This is a genomic window from Clostridium polyendosporum (assembly GCF_018332455.1).
GTDB lineage: Bacteria > Bacillota > Clostridia > Clostridiales > Clostridiaceae > Clostridium_AY > Clostridium_AY polyendosporum.
Genome location: NZ_BOPZ01000005.1, coordinates 85058 through 104798, shown reverse-complemented (window position 1 = coordinate 104798; position 19741 = coordinate 85058). Strand labels below are relative to the sequence as shown.

Here is a 19741-nt window from a genome sequence, read left to right as displayed (position 1 = left end):
GAACAGGCATCGAGCCTACTCAGCTTTATTAATAACTCTATTTATGTCTTATTACCTCAAACTTCTCTATACTATATTTTTCACGAGCATTTATTCCAGCTTTGCTCAATACTATATTAAGCTGTTCTTCAATAGTATCTACTCCCTCTAAATCTGGTAACAACAAACCAGACTTTCTCCCAGTGTTGACTATAACACCATATTTTTTAGGATCTAGCTCTTCTCTAGTAGCTGGAATAGGTTCTGTCAGAACATCTACTGAAAAGTGAATATCCTCTAGCTCGCTCTCCTCAACAGGATCAAATCTTGGGTCTTGCTCTCCAGCCTCAACAGCATTTCTTATTATTTCTTCAGCTAAGCTATTAGTTACAGGAAACACGGTTCCAATACAACCTCTTAGGTTTCCAAATTTTTTTAGAGAAACAAACACACCTCTAGAACTTCTTTTCATTTCATCTGGAACATAGTCAGGTATATCTATGTAATTACCATTTGTAATGTAATACGTCAAACTTTCACGGGCAAGACGTACATATGAATCCTCATTTTTCAACCTGTTTTTATAACGTTCTTTTTTTGCATCAATCAGTTGAGTTAATGTGTCTTCAGTACTCTTTTCAAGATCAAATCTCATAACTCCATATCCTACTCCGAAAGTACCTTCATAGGATAAAAGTTCTCCTTTAATTTTATAGCCATTCATTGCACCAAGCATTATATAATAGGATCTAAGACCACACTCTCCAGCATTTTCAACAGTATTCTCATCTATATTAAATACTCCTAGAATATCACCATCCCTAAGAAATCCAATTATTTCTTTATCAAACTTTTCACCATAAGGGCTGTAGTTATAAGGGCCTTCTTCCTTTAATTTATGAGATAAATCTCCACTAGCTATAAATACACTATTAGTACTACTTTCTTTAAGTGCATTATTAATAGCAATCCCGAATTTATAAAGTTCTATATCTGAAAGCATACTATAAGTTATGTGAACTAACTTAAATTTACTAAGCTTTTTTCTAAGAAAATAAAGTGGAACTAAGACACCGTGATCAAGAGTATATTCTACATTATATGATTTAAGTAATCTCTCATTTAGTGCCACCACTGGGATGTTGTACGTTTTTGCACTTTCTATAATTTTTTCTGTTAATAGAGTATCTATCTCTAAATCCATATGAATTTGTGGAGCACCAAAATTTGATAAGCTACCAGAAATACTCTTTTCATAAGATATAGCAATGGCGTCACTAAACATAGTACCATGAGGAGTAACTATAACTATGGTATCTGGTTGCAAAAGAGCTATTTCCTCTGCAATTTTATTGCAGGCTTCAGTTGTATTTTTAATCTTTTTTTCCTCTCCTTTGCCTATTTCAGGAATTATAATTGGTGGATGAGGCATGGCATAAAAACCTAGAATTTCTCCCAAATGAAGCACCTCCTAAAAGTATAAACTCAAACTCCAATTTCTAAGTACTTATTTTAAATAATTAATTCTATTTTGAAATTCATTGGTTAATAGTAAATTTAGATAACTTTGTAAAGATACACAACTTCAATCTTTAAACAATTTATGTTAAATAAAATTTAATAGGCATCGATCCTATTAAATTTGAGCCAGATTTCACTTTGTGAAATGGCAGCATAATAGCCTCGGCATACAATGCTTTTTCTAGGATATATAAGTTCAATCCTTAACGAATTTTAGAAGATAGTCTCGGCATGCAATACTTTTTCTAAAATTCTTAATTCAATATGAACTTGTATATCATGAATTATAAGTTCAGTTATGAAGTTGTGTATCTATAAACACAAATTAGATACTTTATTTTTCAAAATATTTTTAAACATATGTTTAATATTTCCCTTTATTATAAGAATAATTTATAGTTAAGCAAGTTTTAGAGCTTGCCGAATTTATAATCTTAAGAACTATCTGCATAATCTCGGTATTTCTACTCAAACTAAATCATCTATAGCTTGAGTAACATTTTACTTAATTAAATGACAGAAAATCAGAGAGGATGATATCATGTTTTTAGATAGAAAAGATGCAGCAAATAAGCTTTCATTAGAATTAGAAAAATACAAAAATGAAGATACAATTATTCTTGCTATTCCAAGAGGTGGCATTGTTACAGCTTATGACACAATAAAAAAATTTGGTTTTCAATGGGACTTTATTATTCCTAGAAAAATAGGTGTCCCTTCTAATAAGGAGTATGCTATAGGTGCAGTATGTTCAGATGGAACGTACTTTATAAATGAGGAGTATGCACATTCACTTAATATATCTCAAGATTATATTGAGAAAGAAGTATCTTCTGAAACAAAGGAAATTAAAAGGAGACTAAAAAAATATAGAGGAAGTGAAGACTTCCCTGAAGTAAAAGGTAAGACAGTTATTATTGTAGATGATGGTATTGCTACAGGATTAACTATAATTGCTGCAATAAAATCCATTGAAAAGCATGAAGCGAGAAAAGTTGTTGTTGCAGTACCCGTAGCACCTGTAGAAACAATTGCTGTCTTAGAAAAACTCGTGGATGAAGTTATATGTTTACTAGTACCTGACGAGTTTTATGCTGTAGGACAATTTTACAGGACATTTGAACAAGTTACTGATGAGGAGGTTTTCAGTATAACAAAAGAATTAGGGTTAACATTAAAAGTATAAGTTTTTTAACTCTATATAAAAATCGTTATAAATTATTGAAGTTTATAGCGATTTTTCATTTTTTTAAATATATAAACCTCGTCTTTACTAAAGATAACTAACTTTAATCCTTATCATTTTTAAATTTTTGCAAATAATAGTCTTTATAGCGATGTTACTTAATAAAAGTTTTTTGCTTGAAATGAGGTGCAAAATGATAGGTAGAATTATAAGAAAAACAAATAGTAATAATTTTAGAAGGCGGAGTAATTGGTGGAGGTTTCTGTTAATTGGATTTATCACATACATTATAGGTTTAGTAGTTTTAATATTAACTGCAAACCCTAATGTGTTTCCATCAGTAGTTATGCTTGGAAACTTTCTTATACCTGTAGTATACGTAACTTTCTTCTATGAAAGACGGCATATGAGCAATGTTAGGATGGTGACAACTGCTGCAAGCTTTTTTTATGGCGGTTTTGTAGGCACTTTTTTGGCAGCGATATTAGAACCTATTTTTATTTATAACCTTAACTTTAAAACTGCTATTATTGTAGGAGTTATTGAAGAGTTTACAAAGTTTGTGGGAGTTTTATTTATACTTAGACGTAAACAGCATAAGTTAATATTAGAAGGAATAATTCTTGGGGCTGCAGCGGGAATGGGGTTTGCAGCTTTAGAAAGTGCAGGTTATGCTTTTTCTGCATTTCTTCGCAGTAGAGGGAGTTTATCACTTACAGTATATATAACATTATTAAGAGGTATATTGGCACCTTTAGGTCATGGTACTTGGACTGCAATATTAACTGGAGTGTTTTTAAGGGAGAGGGCTTTAGGACATTTCCGTTTTAACTCAAAAGTCATTGGTGCATATTCATTAGTAGTTTTATTACATGGACTTTGGAATGGGCTTCCTTCTATCATTTCAATATTTACTCCATCATATGTTGTCGCTTTAGTAGGAGATATTATTGTAGGTTTTATAGGTATTTATATACTTTTTAGACTTTGGAAAGAAGGAAAGAAGCAGCATTATCAACAACTCTAGACTGAAGTCGAGGACGTCCACCTCACAACCTGATTTCTTGAAAAGGAAAACAGGTATTTATGAATTGCATAAACGTAAAAATAATTTAATTAAGTATTTACATATGAGATATGAAGCTGTATTATATTAATAATACATAAATGTAAATAACAAACTTATCATATGACAGATACAATGTACTAGTATTATGTGTTAATTATATGAATATTTATTATATGAAATAAGTATAAAAAAGAAGTTCTTAAAAGAACAAAGTAATGTTAAAAAGTTTTATTTGTAAAAGCAATGAATAGAAGTAGTAGGGATAAAAGAAATTTTCAGAGAGCCGAAGGTGCTGTGATTCGGTAATTTCATAATCTTGAACTCGTCTATGAGCTTTCGCCTGAAGCTGTTAGTTAGGGTCTAGGGTAGAACGTAATTTCCACGTTATAGGAAAATATGATGATAATAGTTGAAGTGGAATGCTATTGTCATTAAAAAGTGGGCTTTAAAAAGTTAATTAGAGTGGTACCGCGGGTTAACCTCGTCTCTTTTCATAGAGATGGGGTTTTTTATTTTATAAAAATTAATTCTAAGGGGGGCAAAAAATGTCTTATAATAAGTATAAAAAATATTCAGGAGTTAAGCTTACAAATCGTCAGTGGCCAAATAAGCAGATAGAGAAGGCACCTATATGGTGTAGTGTGGATTTAAGAGATGGAAATCAGGCTCTTCCAACTCCAATGAATGTGGAAGAGAAGTTAAAGATGTTTAAGTTGCTTGTAGACTTGGGATTTAAGGAAATTGAGGTAGGATTTCCTGCTGCATCTAATACTGAATACACTTTCATACGTACTTTAATAGAAGAAGGACTTATTCCTGATGATGTTACTATTCAGGTACTAACTCAATCAAGGGATCATCTTATTGAAAAGACTTTTGAATGTTTACGAGGAGCTAAAAGTGCTATTGTGCATCTTTATAATTCAACCTCAACACTACAAAGAAGAGTAGTTTTCAATAAAACAATGAAAGAAATAATTGAAATAGCTGTTCATGGGGCAAAGCTCTTTAATAAATTAAGTAAAAAGTACCCAGAAACTAATTTCACATTCGAGTATTCTCCAGAAAGCTTTACAGGTACTGAACTTGAGTATGCTTTGGATATATGTAACGAAGTTTTAAAGGTTTGGGAGCCAACTCCATCAAGAAAGGCCATAATTAACTTACCTGCTACTGTGGAGATGTCTACTCCTAATGTTTATGCTGATCAGATTGAGTGGTTCTGTAACAATATTTCCAATAGAAACAGCGTCATAATAAGTCTTCATACTCATAATGATAGAGGAACCGCTACTGCAGCCAGTGAGCTTGGATTATTAGCTGGTGCAGATAGAGTAGAAGGAACTCTATTTGGAAATGGGGAAAGAACCGGAAATCTTGATATTATAACTTTAGGTATGAATTTATATTCACAGGGTGTAGATGCTAAACTAGACTTTTCAAATTTAAATAATATTGTAGGAATATATGAGCAGTGTACTAAAATGACTGTTCATGAACGTCATCCATATGCAGGGAAACTGGTATATGCTGCTTTTTCAGGTTCTCATCAAGATGCTATTAGAAAAGGTCTTTTAGCTATGAAGGAAGGGGAAAATCAGTATTGGGAGGTTCCTTATCTTCCAATAGACCCTCATGATGTAGGACGTGAGTATGAAGAAATAATACGTATTAATAGCCAATCAGGTAAGGGCGGTACTGCTTATATCATGGAAAGTGAATATGGATTTATACTTCCTAAAGCTATGCACCAAGAGTTCGGTGCAGTTGTTAAGGATAAGTCTGACTCTTTAGGTATAGAATTAACTCCTAAGCAGATATTTGGACTATTTAAGGAACAATACTTGGATAAAAAGGAGCCATATAAGCTAAAGAACTATGAGATTCAATCCGTACAGGATGTAGAGACAGAAGAGAATACAGTAAATATTCAAGCTGTTATAGCAGTTGAAGGAGTAGACAGAAGAATAAAGGGCGTAGGAAATGGACCTTTAGATGCCTTTTTCAATGCACTTCATATTAACCATATAATTAATTGCAAGTTTGTTTCCTACTACGAGCATGCTCTTGATGGAGGTTCTCACTCTAGAGCAGTTTCATATATTCAGATTGAAAATAATAATAAGAAGTACTTTGGGGTAGGAATATCAGAAAATATAGATACTGCTTCATTAAATGCTCTTATAAGTGCTATTAATAGATGTGAATAATGCAGTAACTCTTGGAAAGAAGGGGCTGTCTCAAAATGAATATCGTATGCAATAAATTTTAAAAAGCTTCAAATTTATTCTAAAAGCTATAAATTTATAGGATATTTTTAAGAAATAAAATAATAATTCTGGTTATACAAAATAAAGGGGTTGCTCAAAATGCATGTTTACGCATTTTGAGACAGCCCCTTTTTTTGCGTCATTTCATGAAGTGAAATCTGGTTCAAATTTAATAGGTTAGTTTTATTTTGTAAGTATACTTATTTTTTATTAGGGAAAGTTAAAAATTTGAAATAGCTATTATACTAAAATTAATTAAACGTAAGAATCTTATAGTACTAAATTTTAAAGAATTTATAAGGATGTGGTTTTAGTGGTTGATATAGCTTTATTAGGATGTGGCGGAGGAATGCCTATGCCTAATAGATTTCTTTCTTCATTTCTTATTAACTATAGAGGAAGAAAGATACTAATAGATTGTGGTGAAGGAACCCAGGTATCTATGAGAATGCTTGGATGGGGATTTAAGTCAATTGATATTATATGTATAACTCATGGGCATGGAGATCATATAGTTGGTCTTCCAGGACTTCTTGCGACTATAGGAAATAGTGGAAGGATTGAACCCATGACTATAATAGGTCCTGAAGGAATAACGAACATTATAAATGGTCTTAGAGTTATAGTACCTTATCTTCCATACGATATAAACATAGTAGAACATCCTAAGAAGCCCCTAAGCATTGGCGTTGGATTAGATAATATGAAGGTTTTATCTAAAGACTCAGGGGATAGTAGACAAATACTTGATTCTAATTCACAAACTTTACGCTACAAAGCATTATGTAATGAGGATATAGTAATTTCAACGCTAAAAGTTGACCACTCATCTTCATGTATAGGGTACAGTTTTTATATAAGAAGAAAACCTAAGTTTGATGTAGATATGGCAACTACTAATGAGGTGCCAAAGGTTTTATGGAACAGACTTCAAAAAGGTGAGGACATAATTTATGATGGAAAGACATATGAACCGGGCATGGTACTTGGAAGCGAGAGAAGAGGTATAAAGTTGAGTTATATCACAGATACAAGACCAGTAGATGCTATTCCGGACTTTATAAATGGAAGTGATTTATTTATATGTGAAGGTACCTATGGAAGTGATAATGATTTAGAGAAGGCAATAAAGAATAAGCATATGACATTTAGGGAAGCAGCAGAACTAGCCTATAAAGGTAATGTACAGGAACTTCTACTTACTCACTTTAGTCCAGCTCTCACTGAACCAGAATTATATAAAGATAATTCACTGGGTATTTTTCCTAATACTATGATTGGATATGATAGATTAATTAAAACTTTAGCTTTTAAAGATTAATAAAACATTTACTTAATATAAATACTTGTCTAATAATTATTTGATATTATAATATAATTAGTATAATATATGAATAATAGAATATTTTAAATAATTGAAAAAAAGAAAGGGAGGGTGTTGTCGAATTTCATAAGTAATTCGATAAGTATAATATATGGATAATTCATTATTAATTAAAGTAACAGATGTAAAAGATATTTTTGAACAATATATAAATACTCCGATAGAGCAACTTATAAAATATCATAATCTAGGATATCCCTTTGATAATTATAATAAGGCACAACTATTAGTCGGTATGTGTATGGATAATCGTAAACAACTTAACATTCCAAATAATTTTTCGTACATTCTTCGTACTGGAGGGGGTAACTTACGTTATAATGAATTCAAAATCTCATATGCTATTGCTCTTGGAGAGGTTAAGGCAATAGCTTTAATAGGTCATAACAATTGTGGAATGGTAAATTTAATGTCAAAAAAAGATAGGTTTGTTAAAGGATTAGTTGAAAATGCAGGATGGGAAGAAAAACAAGCAGAGGAGCATTTTATGAGTTTTGCACCAATGTTTGAGATTGAAAATGAAATAGAATTTTTATTAAGTGAATCAAAAAGATTAAGAGAAAAATACCGTAATATGTTAATTGTACCATTGTTTTATAATTTGGATGATAATCTTTTATATCAAATTAAGGAAAATTAATGTACATAATAAATAGAAATATGATATTGTTATAAGATGATATAAGGAAGCTTAAAATTTTAGGCTTCCTTATTTGTAATTATTTAAAAAAATGAAGTTTGGTTAATAATGAAAGGGAGTTATACCCTTTTGTTATTATGCTTGATGATTTTAATCTGTGACAAGTATATAATATTGTATGTTATTGTACATAGTATAATAATTTTACTAACTAAGTTTAAAAATATTAATGAAGTATTAGTTAAGCAATAAGAGATAAAACTAAAGAAAAATAAAGAGAGGTATTAATTAAAAGTGGCAAAGAAAAATACTAGAAATAACAATATTTTAAGAAATTCTAAAGCAAGTACTTCTGCTAAAATATATTCTTTATTAGTTAAGTTGGTAAATAATAACAAAGAAGACTTAGCAGAGATGGTATTGAAAATTGATTATTTACTACAATATGCAAGTACTTGTATAAAGCAAAAGGATTTTGATGAAGCAAAAGAATGTTTAAATAGAGTTAAAACTAGAATAGATATGTTAAAAAAAGAAGGCGTAGACACAGAGCATCTACACTATTTATATGAAGGTATAGAAAAGAAATCTAAAAATAAGTAAATTTACTTATTTTTGAAAGGATGTATTTTATATATGAATGTATTATTTAATATCATTATTGTTCTTTTATTAGTTTTGGCAAATGGTTTTTTTGTAGCTGCAGAGTTTGCATCAGTTAAAGTGAGAAAATCAAGAATAGATACATTAGTGATCCAAGGAAATCCTAGGGCGAAATATATCCAAAGAATTGTGACTGATTTAAATTCTTATTTATCAGCTTGTCAGTTAGGTATAACTTTAGCATCTCTTGGATTGGGATGGGTAGGAGAGCCTGCTGTGTCTCGTATGTTGGAGCCTTTATTTAGGTTGTTAGATATGTCAGAAAGGGCTATTCATTCAGTGTCGTTTATAATAGCTTTTACAATAATAACAGGTATGCATATTGTCCTTGGAGAGCTAGCACCTAAAAGCTTAGCAATTATAAGTGCGGAAAGTGTTGCTATGAATACTGCTTTGCCCTTAATAATATTTTATAAAGTGACCTATCCTATAATATGGGTTTTTAATCATACCTCTAATTTAGTACTTAAAATGTTTGGTATGTCACAGGTTGATGATCATGAATCAGCTCATACAGATGAGGAAATTAAGTTATTAGTTGAGGAAAGCTATAAACATGGGTTAATTGATAAAACAGAATTAACCTTTGTAGATAATATCTTTGATTTTTCAGAGAAGACCGTTAGAGAGGTAATGGTTCCTAGAACAGAGATGGTCTGTGTTTATAAAGAAGATTCTTTTGATGAAATAATTAAAATGTCACTAAGTGAACAGTTAACTAGATTTCCCGTATGTCTAAATAATAAGGATAATATCATTGGATATGTTCATGTTAAGGATTTATATAAGATGAAGATAGAGGGAAATGATAAAAACATCGATAATATTATTCGTGAGACAATAACTATTCCGGAATCTATGTCTATAAGTCTATTACTGAAGAAATTTCAAAAAGAAAAAGAACAAATAGCTATAGTAATTGATGAATATGGTGGTACAGCAGGTCTAGTAACTGCTGAAGATATACTAGAAGAAATTGTTGGAGAAATTCAGGATGAGTTTGATGAAGAAGGTGAATTAATCCAGCAATTAGAAAAATCTGTTTATGTTGTTGATGGAAAGGTTATGATTCATGATATTAATGAATTATTAGATATTAATATAGAATCAGAAGATATTGATACTATAGGTGGATGGATATATTCTAAGTTAGAATTACCTCCTCAGGTAAATCAAACAGTTAATTATGAGGGATATGAATTTTTAGTATCAAAATGTGATAGAAAAAGAATATATAGAATTACTATTAGAAAAATTAATGAAAAATAGAACTTAAAGTATAATGATATTGAGATATAATAACTTAATAATGTTAATAAGAATTAAAATGTATTGAACCCTTTAATTCTTAGCGAGATTTTACTTTGTGAAATGGTAGCAAATAATTAATTGTATAGCAATATTTTTTGCTATACAATTTTTATATAAGAAAAAATAGCAATAAATTTAAAAATGTAATATGCATAGTGAGATGGTTTGAAAATATTAAAATTCTTATTTTGGAGGTGGGTGCATGGGAGAATTTAAGATTACTTCTAAATTTAGACCTACAGGAGATCAACCACAGGCCATTGATAGTCTTGTTAATTCAATAAGTACGGGAGATAGATACCAAACATTATTAGGGGTTACTGGTTCAGGAAAAACATTTACTATGGCAAATATAATAGAGAGAGTTCAAAAACCTACTTTGGTGCTCGCTCATAATAAAACTTTAGCAGCACAGCTTTGTGCGGAGTTTAAAGAATTTTTTCCTAATAATATAGTTGAATACTTTGTATCATACTACGATTATTATCAGCCAGAGGCATATGTTCCTCAGACAGATACATTTATTGAAAAAGATGCTTCAATAAATGATGAAATAGATAAATTGCGCCATTCAGCTACCTCAGCTCTTTTTGAAAGAAGAGATGTTATAATTGTAGCTTCAGTTTCTTGTATCTATGGGTTAGGTAATCCAGAAGAGTACAAAAAGCTTACTATTTCTTTAAGATCCGGGATGGAAAAGGATAGAGATGATATAGTAAGAAAGCTTATTGAAATTCAATATGAAAGAAATGATATAGATTTTGCAAGAGGAACCTTTAGAGTTAGGGGAGATTCTTTAGATATTATTCCAGCATCTTCTTCAAGTAAGGGTATAAGAATTGAATTGTTTGGGGATGAGATCGACAGGATAAGAGAATTTGATGTGCTGACAGGAAAGATACTAGGAGAAAGAAATCATGTATCTATATTTCCAGCTTCCCACTTTGCTACTTCATTAGATAAGCTGGAAATAGCAATAAAGCAAATAGAAGATGAACTTGAGGAAAGACTTAAGGAGCTTACAGCACAAGATAAGATTCTGGAGGCACAGAGACTTAGACAGAGAACTAATTTCGATATAGAAATGATAAGAGAGATGGGGTACTGCAGTGGGATAGAAAACTACTCAAGAATACTTGATGGAAGAGCAGCTGGTACTCCACCTAAAACATTATTAGATTATTTTCCAGAGGATTTCTTGATGTTTATTGATGAAAGTCATGTAATGCTTCCGCAAGTTAGAGCTATGTATGGTGGTGATAGATCAAGAAAGACATCATTAGTAGAGTATGGTTTTAGATTACCGTGTGCTTATGACAATAGACCCCTAAAGTTTGATGAGTTTGAAAACAAGGTAAATCAAGTGGTATTTGTTTCTGCTACCCCTTCCAAGTATGAACTTGATCATTCAACCAACATAGCAGAACAAGTCATAAGACCTACTGGGTTGATTGATCCTGAGATAGTGATAAAACCTGTTGAAGGACAAATAGATGATCTATATGGAGAGATTCAAAAGACTGTAGCTAAGGGTTTTAGAGTTTTAGTAACTACTTTAACTAAGAGGATGGCAGAAGATCTTACAAAATATCTAAAAGACTTAGGGGTTAAAACTACGTATATGCACTCAGATATAGAGACCATTGAAAGAATGAAAATTATTCGTTCTCTAAGATTGGGTGAAGAGGATGTTTTAGTTGGTATAAACCTTTTAAGAGAAGGATTAGATATTCCAGAAGTAGCTCTTGTAGCTATACTTGATGCTGACAAGGAAGGATTTCTACGTTCAGAAACTTCACTTATTCAGACAATAGGTAGAGCCGCTAGAAATGCAGAAAGTAAGGTTATAATGTATGCTGACAATATAACTAACTCTATGGATAGAGCTATAAAGGAGACCTATAGAAGAAGAGAAATTCAAATGAAATATAATGAGGAGCATGGTATTGTTCCAAAGACTGTAATAAAGGATATAAGAGATATTATAGAAGCTACCAAGATATCAGAAGATGAGGTTCAGTATAAAGCTGTTAGTAATGAGAATGGGATAGAAGTAAATATAGAAGATTTAATTAAGAAGTATGAAGAAGAAATGAAGGATGCAGCTAAGAATCTTCAATTTGAAAGAGCAGCTGAACTTAGAGATGAAGTAATTAAGTTAAAGGAAAAGCTTAAGGAGAGGAAATAAATTTCTTTGAGCCTATAAAGTTTATAATTATGATATAAAGGGATGATTAAAAGTAAGCGTTTTACTTGCAGACATTTCACAAAGTGAAATCTGGTTAAAGCTGAGCCAACTTGATGCTGACTCAGCTTTATTTTATATTTTCAACCTTTTATTAGATACTAATATCATAGGTAAAATACCAAAGAAAATTATTACATTAGAAAATAAATATCTATAGTCTTGAGCAGGCATTGATATCAATAAGCTAGCGATATTAAAAAACAAAGGTACTGATACAAGAATTATTTTTTTGTTTAACTTTATAAATTCATATATAAATATTGCAAAGGTTAGATACATAAAAATTGCTGGACGCCAAAATATTGATGGGTGCTTGCCAGTGTAATCCATAAAATTAAAAAGATAATCAGATATTCTGTTACTTTTAGGAGCATTTAACAAATTGTATTTATTCTGATTTATTGGATACTCCCAAATAAAAACATAGTTATCTCCAGATTGTCTAGTTTCCCATATTAATGAAATTTGCCTAAAGTAAGATTTTATAAAGATACCAGGATTTTGTTTAAATATTTCAAAAGATAATTTAACAAACTCAGATGGATTATTGGAGATTATACTACTATTAAATTGTTTATCAAATTTTATCGAGTTAGTAGAGTATGCGTAATAATCTTTACCCCATAATTCATATGGAAGAATTTTATTCAATTGTCCTTTTTGCTCTTCAGTTATATTGCCGTTATCTTTAACTACAGCTCCAATACCATTTACTAAGACACCAAAAGCTTCACTTTTCTGGGTTGGCTGTACATTAAGCATCGAGAATATTGGACCTTTAACTATAGAAAATACGATTAATATGGATGTAAATAATATAAATAGTCGTTTAGCTTCATTTCTATAAACAATTAATAAGCCAATATATGTAGCTATGAATGGTATTAACCCATTATGTCTAAAGAATAGAACACCAAAAGAACATAATATTAAAGTTATTATAAATAAAGAGTTAGTCAACAGTGTTGAACCCCTATAATGTAAATCTAATAGTAATATAGTCATTAAAGAGATCATTGCAGAATAAGGGATGTCCTTCCATAGGCAAATACTCATTAGTCCTGTGGGTGGAAAGATTGAAAATAAAATACTTAATGATATTAGTATTTTTTTATTTACTCCTAGCCTATAAAAGGTAGACATTGCATAGCCGAAGGTTAGTGAAATCATTATAATTTGAACTAAGACAATAGCAGCAGGGCTATACCATATCCTTGTGATTAAGTAGTTAAATAAGGTATGCATTACAGGATGCCAGTCACTTAATTGAAAAGTATTCATCTGATCCCATTGAGCTAAAGAGTCAGCTGTCATAACTCCAGGATAAAAGCCTAATAAATAAATAATACCTACAAAAAAGGTAGGGAGTCCAAATAATAAAACTTTAGTAAATTCTTTAATACTCGATTTCATTAAGTATCTTCCTTTCATTGTTATATTTATTAAATTCTTAAATATAATTAAATCTAATTCTGATCGCAATAAAGATAAACAGTTAAAATACAAAATGGTATTTCCAAATCAGTATATCACAATTATTACCTGTTACAATAAGTTTTACTGTATAGTTCAATATGAAAGGAGATGACTAGAAGCCATCCCCTTTCTATAGTATCTATAAAGATATAAAAATTGCACCTAAAATAATTAATGTGATTCCCATAATCTTTTTTAAAGTTATCTTTTCATTAAAAAGCAGATAAGAAATCATAATTGTCCAAATATATGTTATAGATGTCATAGGAAGCACAACGGTATACTTTAAATGCTTCAGTGTTATTATATTTAAAATCGCACCGGCTACATAGAACAAACCACCTATATAAAGACTTGGACAAAATAGTAATGATAAAAAGCTACCACCTCTTTGAGTAGCTTTTTTGAAAAATAATGCGCCAAATGCACCTAATAGTGTAAAAACTAAGCAAAGTAGATAATATTTAATCATCTCCGCCTCCTATAAGTATTACTCCTAATATGATTATGAAAATTCCAAGATATTGATAGATTGTTATACTTTCTTTTAAAACTATATTTCCAAGTATTATAGCAAATATATATCCAAAGCTTAACATTGGATGAATAACAGATAAGCTCCCATATCTAAATGCAATAATCATTAATACTGCCCCAATTCCATAAAGAAAGAAACCTGAAATTAGGAAGTTTAAAGATTGTCCGTTAGATAGTTTCCATAATAACTGACCTAATGAAGTCAGTAGTGAAGCTATAATAATAAATAGTATTCCTTTGTAGTTTTTCTTAAAAGATGTTATAAAGCTATTCATTTTCAACCTCTTTCTACATATAAAAAAGTTATGAATTTAAGAACTGAAAAATATTATCTAAAATTTATTATAAATTAACCTGTTTATTTTTTACTAAAATCATAGGTAAAATTGCAAAAAATATTAAAGTGTTAGAGAAGAGATATCTATAGTCCTGAGCAGGCATAGATATTAACAAACTTGCAATATTAAAAAACAAAGGAACAGCAACAAGTGCTATCTTTTTATTAACCTTTACAAATTGATATAGGAATATTATAAAGGTTAAATACATAAAAATTGCTGGGCGCCAGAAGATCGTTGGTCTCTTGCTGGTAACATCAATAGTATTAAAAAGATAATTATTAAGTTTATAGTTTTTAGGTATGCTTCTTAGGTTATAATGGTTGTCTGCAATTGGATACTCATAAATATAAACATAACCATCTTTAGGTTGATTAATTTGCCAAGCTAGTGATATTTGTTTAGAATATGCTTTAATTATATCCCTAGGATTCTGCTTAAATATTTCAAACCATAATTTAATAAAGTCTACAGGATTATCTGATAAAATTTTACTGTTAAATCTTTTATCAAATTTTATACTATCAGTAATATATGGATTATATTTTTCACCCCATAACTTATAGGGCATAACTTTATTTAACTTTTCTTTTTGAGCTTCAGTTATATTTCCATTATCTTTAACAACAGCCCCAATACTGTTTACAAGAATACCTAGCGCTTCACTTTTTTGGGTAGGCTGCACACCCATTGTTGAAAATATAGGACCTTTAATAATGCAAAATGTTAGTAATATGGATATAAACATTATAACTATTCTTTTAGTGAAATTTTTATAGACAATCAATAAACCTATATATGTGGCTATGAATGGTATTATTCCATTATGTCTGAAGAATAGTATACCAAAAGAGCATAATACTAATATTGTTATAAAAATAGGTTTAAGAAATAGTTTAGAACCTTTGTAATATAGATTTAAGAGCAATATAGTCATCAAAAAGATCATTGCCGAGTAAGGTATATCTTTCCAAATACTTATACTCATAAGTCCTACAGGTGGAAGTAGTGGGAATAAAACACTTAATAATGCTAGTAATTTTTTATTTACATTTATGCTATAAAAAATATACATTGCATAACCAAAGGTTAACGAAATTATGGTGATTTGAACTAATGCAATAGCAGCAGGGCTATACCATATTCTTGTAATCAAATAGTTAAATAAGGTATGCATAACTGGATGCCAGTCAACAAGTTTAAAAGTATTCATCTGATCCCATTGGCCTAGAGAGTCAGATGTCATGATACCAGGATAAAATGCCAGTAAATAAAGAATACCTATGCAAAAAGTAGGTAATGCAAATAGTATAACTTTTACAAATTCATTATTCCTTAATTTCAACAGCCATCTTCCTTTCATTATCAAAGATTAATAAGTCTAATAGGACAAAGGACTTTATAACTGAAGTGAATTTAGAAAAAGGATAAAGTCCTTTTTAAAATAAAGAATATTTCTTGATTATTATATCACAATAACCTTTTGTTACAATGATTTTTACTATATTATCCAATTAAGTAGTGTGTTTTTGTAAGATTTATATAATTATGTATTTTAAATATAAGAAAAGTTTTTATATATGGATAGAATAATTCTATAGAGTTTTTAGAAATAAAAATTATATAGTTTTATTTGACTTCTTAGAATAGAAAAATTAAAATTAAATATATACGAACAAGTGTTCAGTAGTTAGATAAAGATACACAATTTCAATCTTTAAACAATTCATGTTAAATAAAATTTAATAGGCATCGAGCCTATTAAATTTGAGCCAGATTTCACTTCGTGAAATGGCAGCAAATAGTCTCGACATCCAATGCTTTCTCTAAGGATATATAAGTTTAATCAGTAACGAATTTTAGGAAAAAATCTCGGCTTCAATACTTTTCGTAAAATTCTTAATTCAATTATGAACTTGTATATCTGAATTATAAATTTAGTTATGAAGTTATGTATCTATATACTGCGTTCTAGTTAATTTTAAAGATAGTAGAGGAGATAAGAATGAAAGATAAAATAATAATAAAAGGAGCTAAGGTACATAATCTTAAGAATGTAGATTTAGAGATTCCAAGAGATAAACTTGTTGTTTTTACAGGGCTTTCAGGATCTGGTAAGTCCTCTCTTGCTTTCGATACTCTTTATGCGGAAGGTCAGAGAAGATATGTAGAATCTCTTTCTGCTTATGCAAGACAATTTTTAGGACAAATGGATAAACCAGATGTAGAATACATAGAAGGATTGTCACCGGCTATTTCAATTGATCAGAAAACAACAAGTAGAAACCCACGTTCTACAGTAGGAACTGTTACAGAAATATATGATTATCTAAGATTACTGTACTCAAGAGTTGGAACACCACACTGTCCAAAGTGTGGGAAAGAAATCACTCAACAAAGTGTAGACCAAATTGTAGATAAAGTTATGGAGCTTCCAGAGAGAACTAAAGTTCAAATTCTTGCACCCGTTGTAAGAGGAAGAAAGGGAACTCATGAGAAGGTGTTTGAAAATATAAGAAAGAATGGTTTTGTAAGAGCAAGAATTGATGGGGAAACCTATGACTTATCAGAAGAAGAGGTTAAACTTGAAAAGAATATAAAGCATACCATTGAGGCAGTGGTGGATAGATTGGTTGTTAAGACTGATATGGAAAGCAGACTTACAGATTCTCTTGAAACAGCTTTAAAGCTTGCTGAGGGTTTAGTAATTATAAATATTGTAGGAGAGCAGGATATATTATTCAGTGAAAAATTTGCCTGCTCAGAATGTGGAATAAGTATAGATGAACTTGCACCAAGACTATTTTCATTTAACTCGCCTTTTGGAAAATGTGATCATTGCGATGGTCTAGGAACTCTTCTTGAAATTGATGAAGATCTTATTATTCCAAACAAGGATGTAAGCATAATGGAAGGTGCTATTGCTTCTTGGGGAGAAGGGAGACTTAAGGAGGATTCTTGGACATATTCTGTACTTCAAGCATTAAGTAAAAAGTATAATTTTGATTTAAATACGCCAATTAAGGATCTTCCAAGAGAGATTGTTGAAATCATGCTTTATGGAACTAAGGGAGAAAAGATTCTTGTTGATTACTCTAAGGAAGGCATACTAGGCACATATTCTCACTCCTTTGAAGGAGAAATTAATGGTTTAAAAAGAAGATATATTGAAACTAACTCAGATATGATTAAGGCTGAAATAGAGCAGTATATGAGTAATAATCCTTGTCCAAGATGTAAGGGAGCGAGATTAAAGCCAGAAGCTCTTGCTGTAACTGTTGGTGGAAAGAATATAAATGAATTTACTAAAATGAGTATTAAAGAGGAGCTAGATTTTGTAAATTCAATAGAGTTCTCAGAAAAGAATAAAATTATAAGTCATCAAATAGTAAAGGAAATAAACTCAAGACTTCAATTTTTAATTGATGTTGGATTGGATTATTTAAACTTAGCAAGAAATGCTGGAACCCTTTCTGGAGGAGAGTCACAGAGAATAAGACTTGCTACTCAAATAGGATCACAACTTATGGGTGTTCTATATATACTAGATGAACCTAGTATAGGACTTCATCAAAGAGATAATGATAGATTAATTGCAACCTTAAAGCACTTGAGAGATTTAGGTAATACTTTAGTGGTTGTTGAGCATGATGAGGATACCATAAAGGAAGCAGATTTCATAGTTGATATTGGACCAGGTGCTGGCGAACGTGGCGGACGAATTATTGCTGCTGGACCATTGGACGTGATTATGGATTGTGAGAATTCTATTACTGGACAATATTTAAATGGAGTTAAAAAGGTTGAAATTCCTTCAGAAAGAAGAAAAGGAAATGGTCAGTTCATTACCATTAAAGGTGCTAAAGAAAATAATCTTAAGAATGTAAGTACAAAATTCCCTCTTGGTACACTTACTATGGTAACAGGAGTATCAGGTTCTGGTAAAAGCACTCTTATTAATGAAATTCTTTATAAGGGACTAACGAAAATTATTAATAAGTCTAAAACTATACCAGGAGTACATAAGGAGATTCTTGGTTATGACAATATTGACAAAATAATTGATATAGACCAAAGTCCGATAGGAAGAACTCCCCGTTCAAATTCTGCTACTTATACTGGAACTTTCGATATCATAAGGGAGCTATTTGCTAACACGACTGAAGCTAAAATGAAAGGATATAAGCCTGGTAGGTTTAGTTTTAATGTAAAGGGAGGTCGGTGCGAGGCATGTAGTGGAGATGGTATCATTAAGATAGAGATGCAATTTCTATCAGACGTTTATGTCCCTTGTGAAGTATGTAAAGGTAAGAGATATAATAGAGAAACTCTTGAAGTCAAATATAAGGGTAAAAATATAGATGATGTACTTAACATGACTGTAGAAGAAGCTTTAAATTTCTTTGAAAACATTCCTAGAATAAAGAACAAGCTTCAGACCCTTCATGATGTAGGTTTAGGCTATATTAGATTAGGGCAGCCATCAACTCAGCTTTCTGGTGGAGAAGCACAAAGAATAAAGCTTGCCTATGAGCTTTCAAAGAGAAGTACAGGAAAAACTCTGTATATTCTTGATGAGCCAACTACAGGACTTCATATAGATGATGTAAACAGGTTAATAGGTATCCTTCAAAGGCTTGTGGATTCAGGTAATACAGTAGTGGTTATAGAGCATAATCTAGATATGATAAAGTGTGCTGATCATATAATTGATTTAGGGCCTGAAGGTGGAGATAAAGGTGGAACTATAATTTGTACTGGTACTCCAGAAGAAGTAGTAGCAAATGATATTTCTTATACAGGTAGATATTTAAAGAGATATTTATAATAAAGCTGACGTTAAGTTGTTAAAGCAGTTAAGTTAGTATAAAGATTAATTTTAAAATATAAAGCTGAGTAGGCATCAAGCCAACTCAGCTTTAGTCAGATTGTACGTTTAAACTACTAAAGATAAACAACTTCAATCTTTAAACAATTCATGTTAAATAAAATTTAATAGGCATTAAGCCTATTAAATTTGAGCCGGATTTCATTTCGTGAAATGGCAGCAAATAGCCTCGACGTGCACTGCGTTTAGTTATGAAGTTGTGTATCTATGTTTATATAAAAGTAACTTAGC

General features: G+C 30.7%; 14 protein-coding genes and 1 other annotated feature. Of the genes, 9 read left to right on the top strand and 5 right to left on the bottom strand.

The features are described 5' to 3' along the window. Positions 1-37: 37 nt before the first annotated feature. Positions 38-1411: an AmmeMemoRadiSam system protein A gene (gene amrA, locus CPJCM30710_RS04530; protein WP_246503454.1), complete on the bottom strand. Its 1374-nt coding sequence runs from the start codon at positions 1409-1411 to the stop codon at positions 38-40. Between the two features lie 630 nt (positions 1412-2041). On the opposite strand from amrA, the gene CPJCM30710_RS04525 reads away from it, so the two are divergent. From CPJCM30710_RS04525 to uvrB, 8 genes are all read left to right on the top strand, one after another. Then, complete coding sequence (locus CPJCM30710_RS04525) at positions 2042-2686, top strand: phosphoribosyltransferase (RefSeq protein ID WP_212902990.1); 645 nt, start codon at positions 2042-2044, stop codon at positions 2684-2686. A 193-nt stretch (positions 2687-2879) separates the two neighbouring features. Then, entirely contained in the window at positions 2880-3713 is an 834-nt protein-coding gene (locus tag CPJCM30710_RS04520; protein ID WP_212902989.1) for a PrsW family intramembrane metalloprotease, read from the top strand. Between the two features lie 276 nt (positions 3714-3989). Then, positions 3990-4247: a binding site (T-box leader), on the top strand. Between the two features lie 53 nt (positions 4248-4300). After that, the gene (gene leuA / locus CPJCM30710_RS04515; protein WP_212902988.1) at positions 4301-5965 is read left to right on the top strand and encodes a 2-isopropylmalate synthase; all 1665 of its coding nucleotides are present in this window, start codon (positions 4301-4303) and stop codon (positions 5963-5965) included. 373 nt (positions 5966-6338) lie between these two features. Further along, entirely contained in the window at positions 6339-7346 is a 1008-nt protein-coding gene (locus CPJCM30710_RS04510) for a ribonuclease Z (protein ID WP_212902987.1), read from the top strand. A 154-nt stretch (positions 7347-7500) separates the two neighbouring features. Further along, positions 7501-8049 carry a carbonic anhydrase gene (locus CPJCM30710_RS04505; RefSeq protein ID WP_212902986.1) on the top strand — a complete coding sequence of 183 codons (549 nt, stop codon included), beginning with the start codon at positions 7501-7503 and terminating at the stop codon, positions 8047-8049. Between the two features lie 294 nt (positions 8050-8343). After that, positions 8344-8652, top strand: a complete 309-nt coding sequence (locus CPJCM30710_RS04500; protein ID WP_212902985.1) for a hypothetical protein — start codon at positions 8344-8346, stop codon at positions 8650-8652. 33 nt (positions 8653-8685) lie between these two features. Then, a complete protein-coding gene (locus CPJCM30710_RS04495; protein ID WP_212902984.1) occupies positions 8686-9981 on the top strand; it encodes a hemolysin family protein in 1296 nt (431 codons plus the stop codon). 244 nt (positions 9982-10225) lie between these two features. Further along, complete coding sequence (gene uvrB / locus CPJCM30710_RS04490; RefSeq protein WP_212902983.1) at positions 10226-12211, top strand: excinuclease ABC subunit UvrB; 1986 nt, start codon at positions 10226-10228, stop codon at positions 12209-12211. Positions 12212-12343: 132 nt separating this feature from the next. On the opposite strand, the gene CPJCM30710_RS04485 is transcribed toward uvrB, so the two are convergent. The 4 genes from CPJCM30710_RS04485 to CPJCM30710_RS04470 form a co-directional block, all read right to left on the bottom strand. Then, complete coding sequence (locus CPJCM30710_RS04485) at positions 12344-13684, bottom strand: DUF6020 family protein (RefSeq protein ID WP_212902982.1); 1341 nt, start codon at positions 13682-13684, stop codon at positions 12344-12346. Positions 13685-13886: 202 nt separating this feature from the next. Then, a complete protein-coding gene (locus CPJCM30710_RS04480) occupies positions 13887-14219 on the bottom strand; it encodes an EamA family transporter (protein WP_212902981.1) in 333 nt (110 codons plus the stop codon). Further along, complete coding sequence (locus CPJCM30710_RS04475) at positions 14212-14559, bottom strand: EamA family transporter (protein ID WP_212902980.1); 348 nt, start codon at positions 14557-14559, stop codon at positions 14212-14214. Before CPJCM30710_RS04475 ends, CPJCM30710_RS04480 begins: the two co-directional genes overlap by 8 nt. Positions 14560-14626: 67 nt before the next feature. Next, positions 14627-15967 (bottom strand): DUF6020 family protein, encoded by a 1341-nt coding sequence (locus CPJCM30710_RS04470; RefSeq protein ID WP_212902979.1) that lies wholly within the window; start codon positions 15965-15967, stop codon positions 14627-14629. Positions 15968-16627: 660 nt separating this feature from the next. On the opposite strand from CPJCM30710_RS04470, the gene uvrA reads away from it, so the two are divergent. Beyond that, positions 16628-19450 carry an excinuclease ABC subunit UvrA gene (gene uvrA, locus CPJCM30710_RS04465; protein WP_212902978.1) on the top strand — a complete coding sequence of 941 codons (2823 nt, stop codon included), beginning with the start codon at positions 16628-16630 and terminating at the stop codon, positions 19448-19450. Positions 19451-19741: the final 291 nt, after the last annotated feature.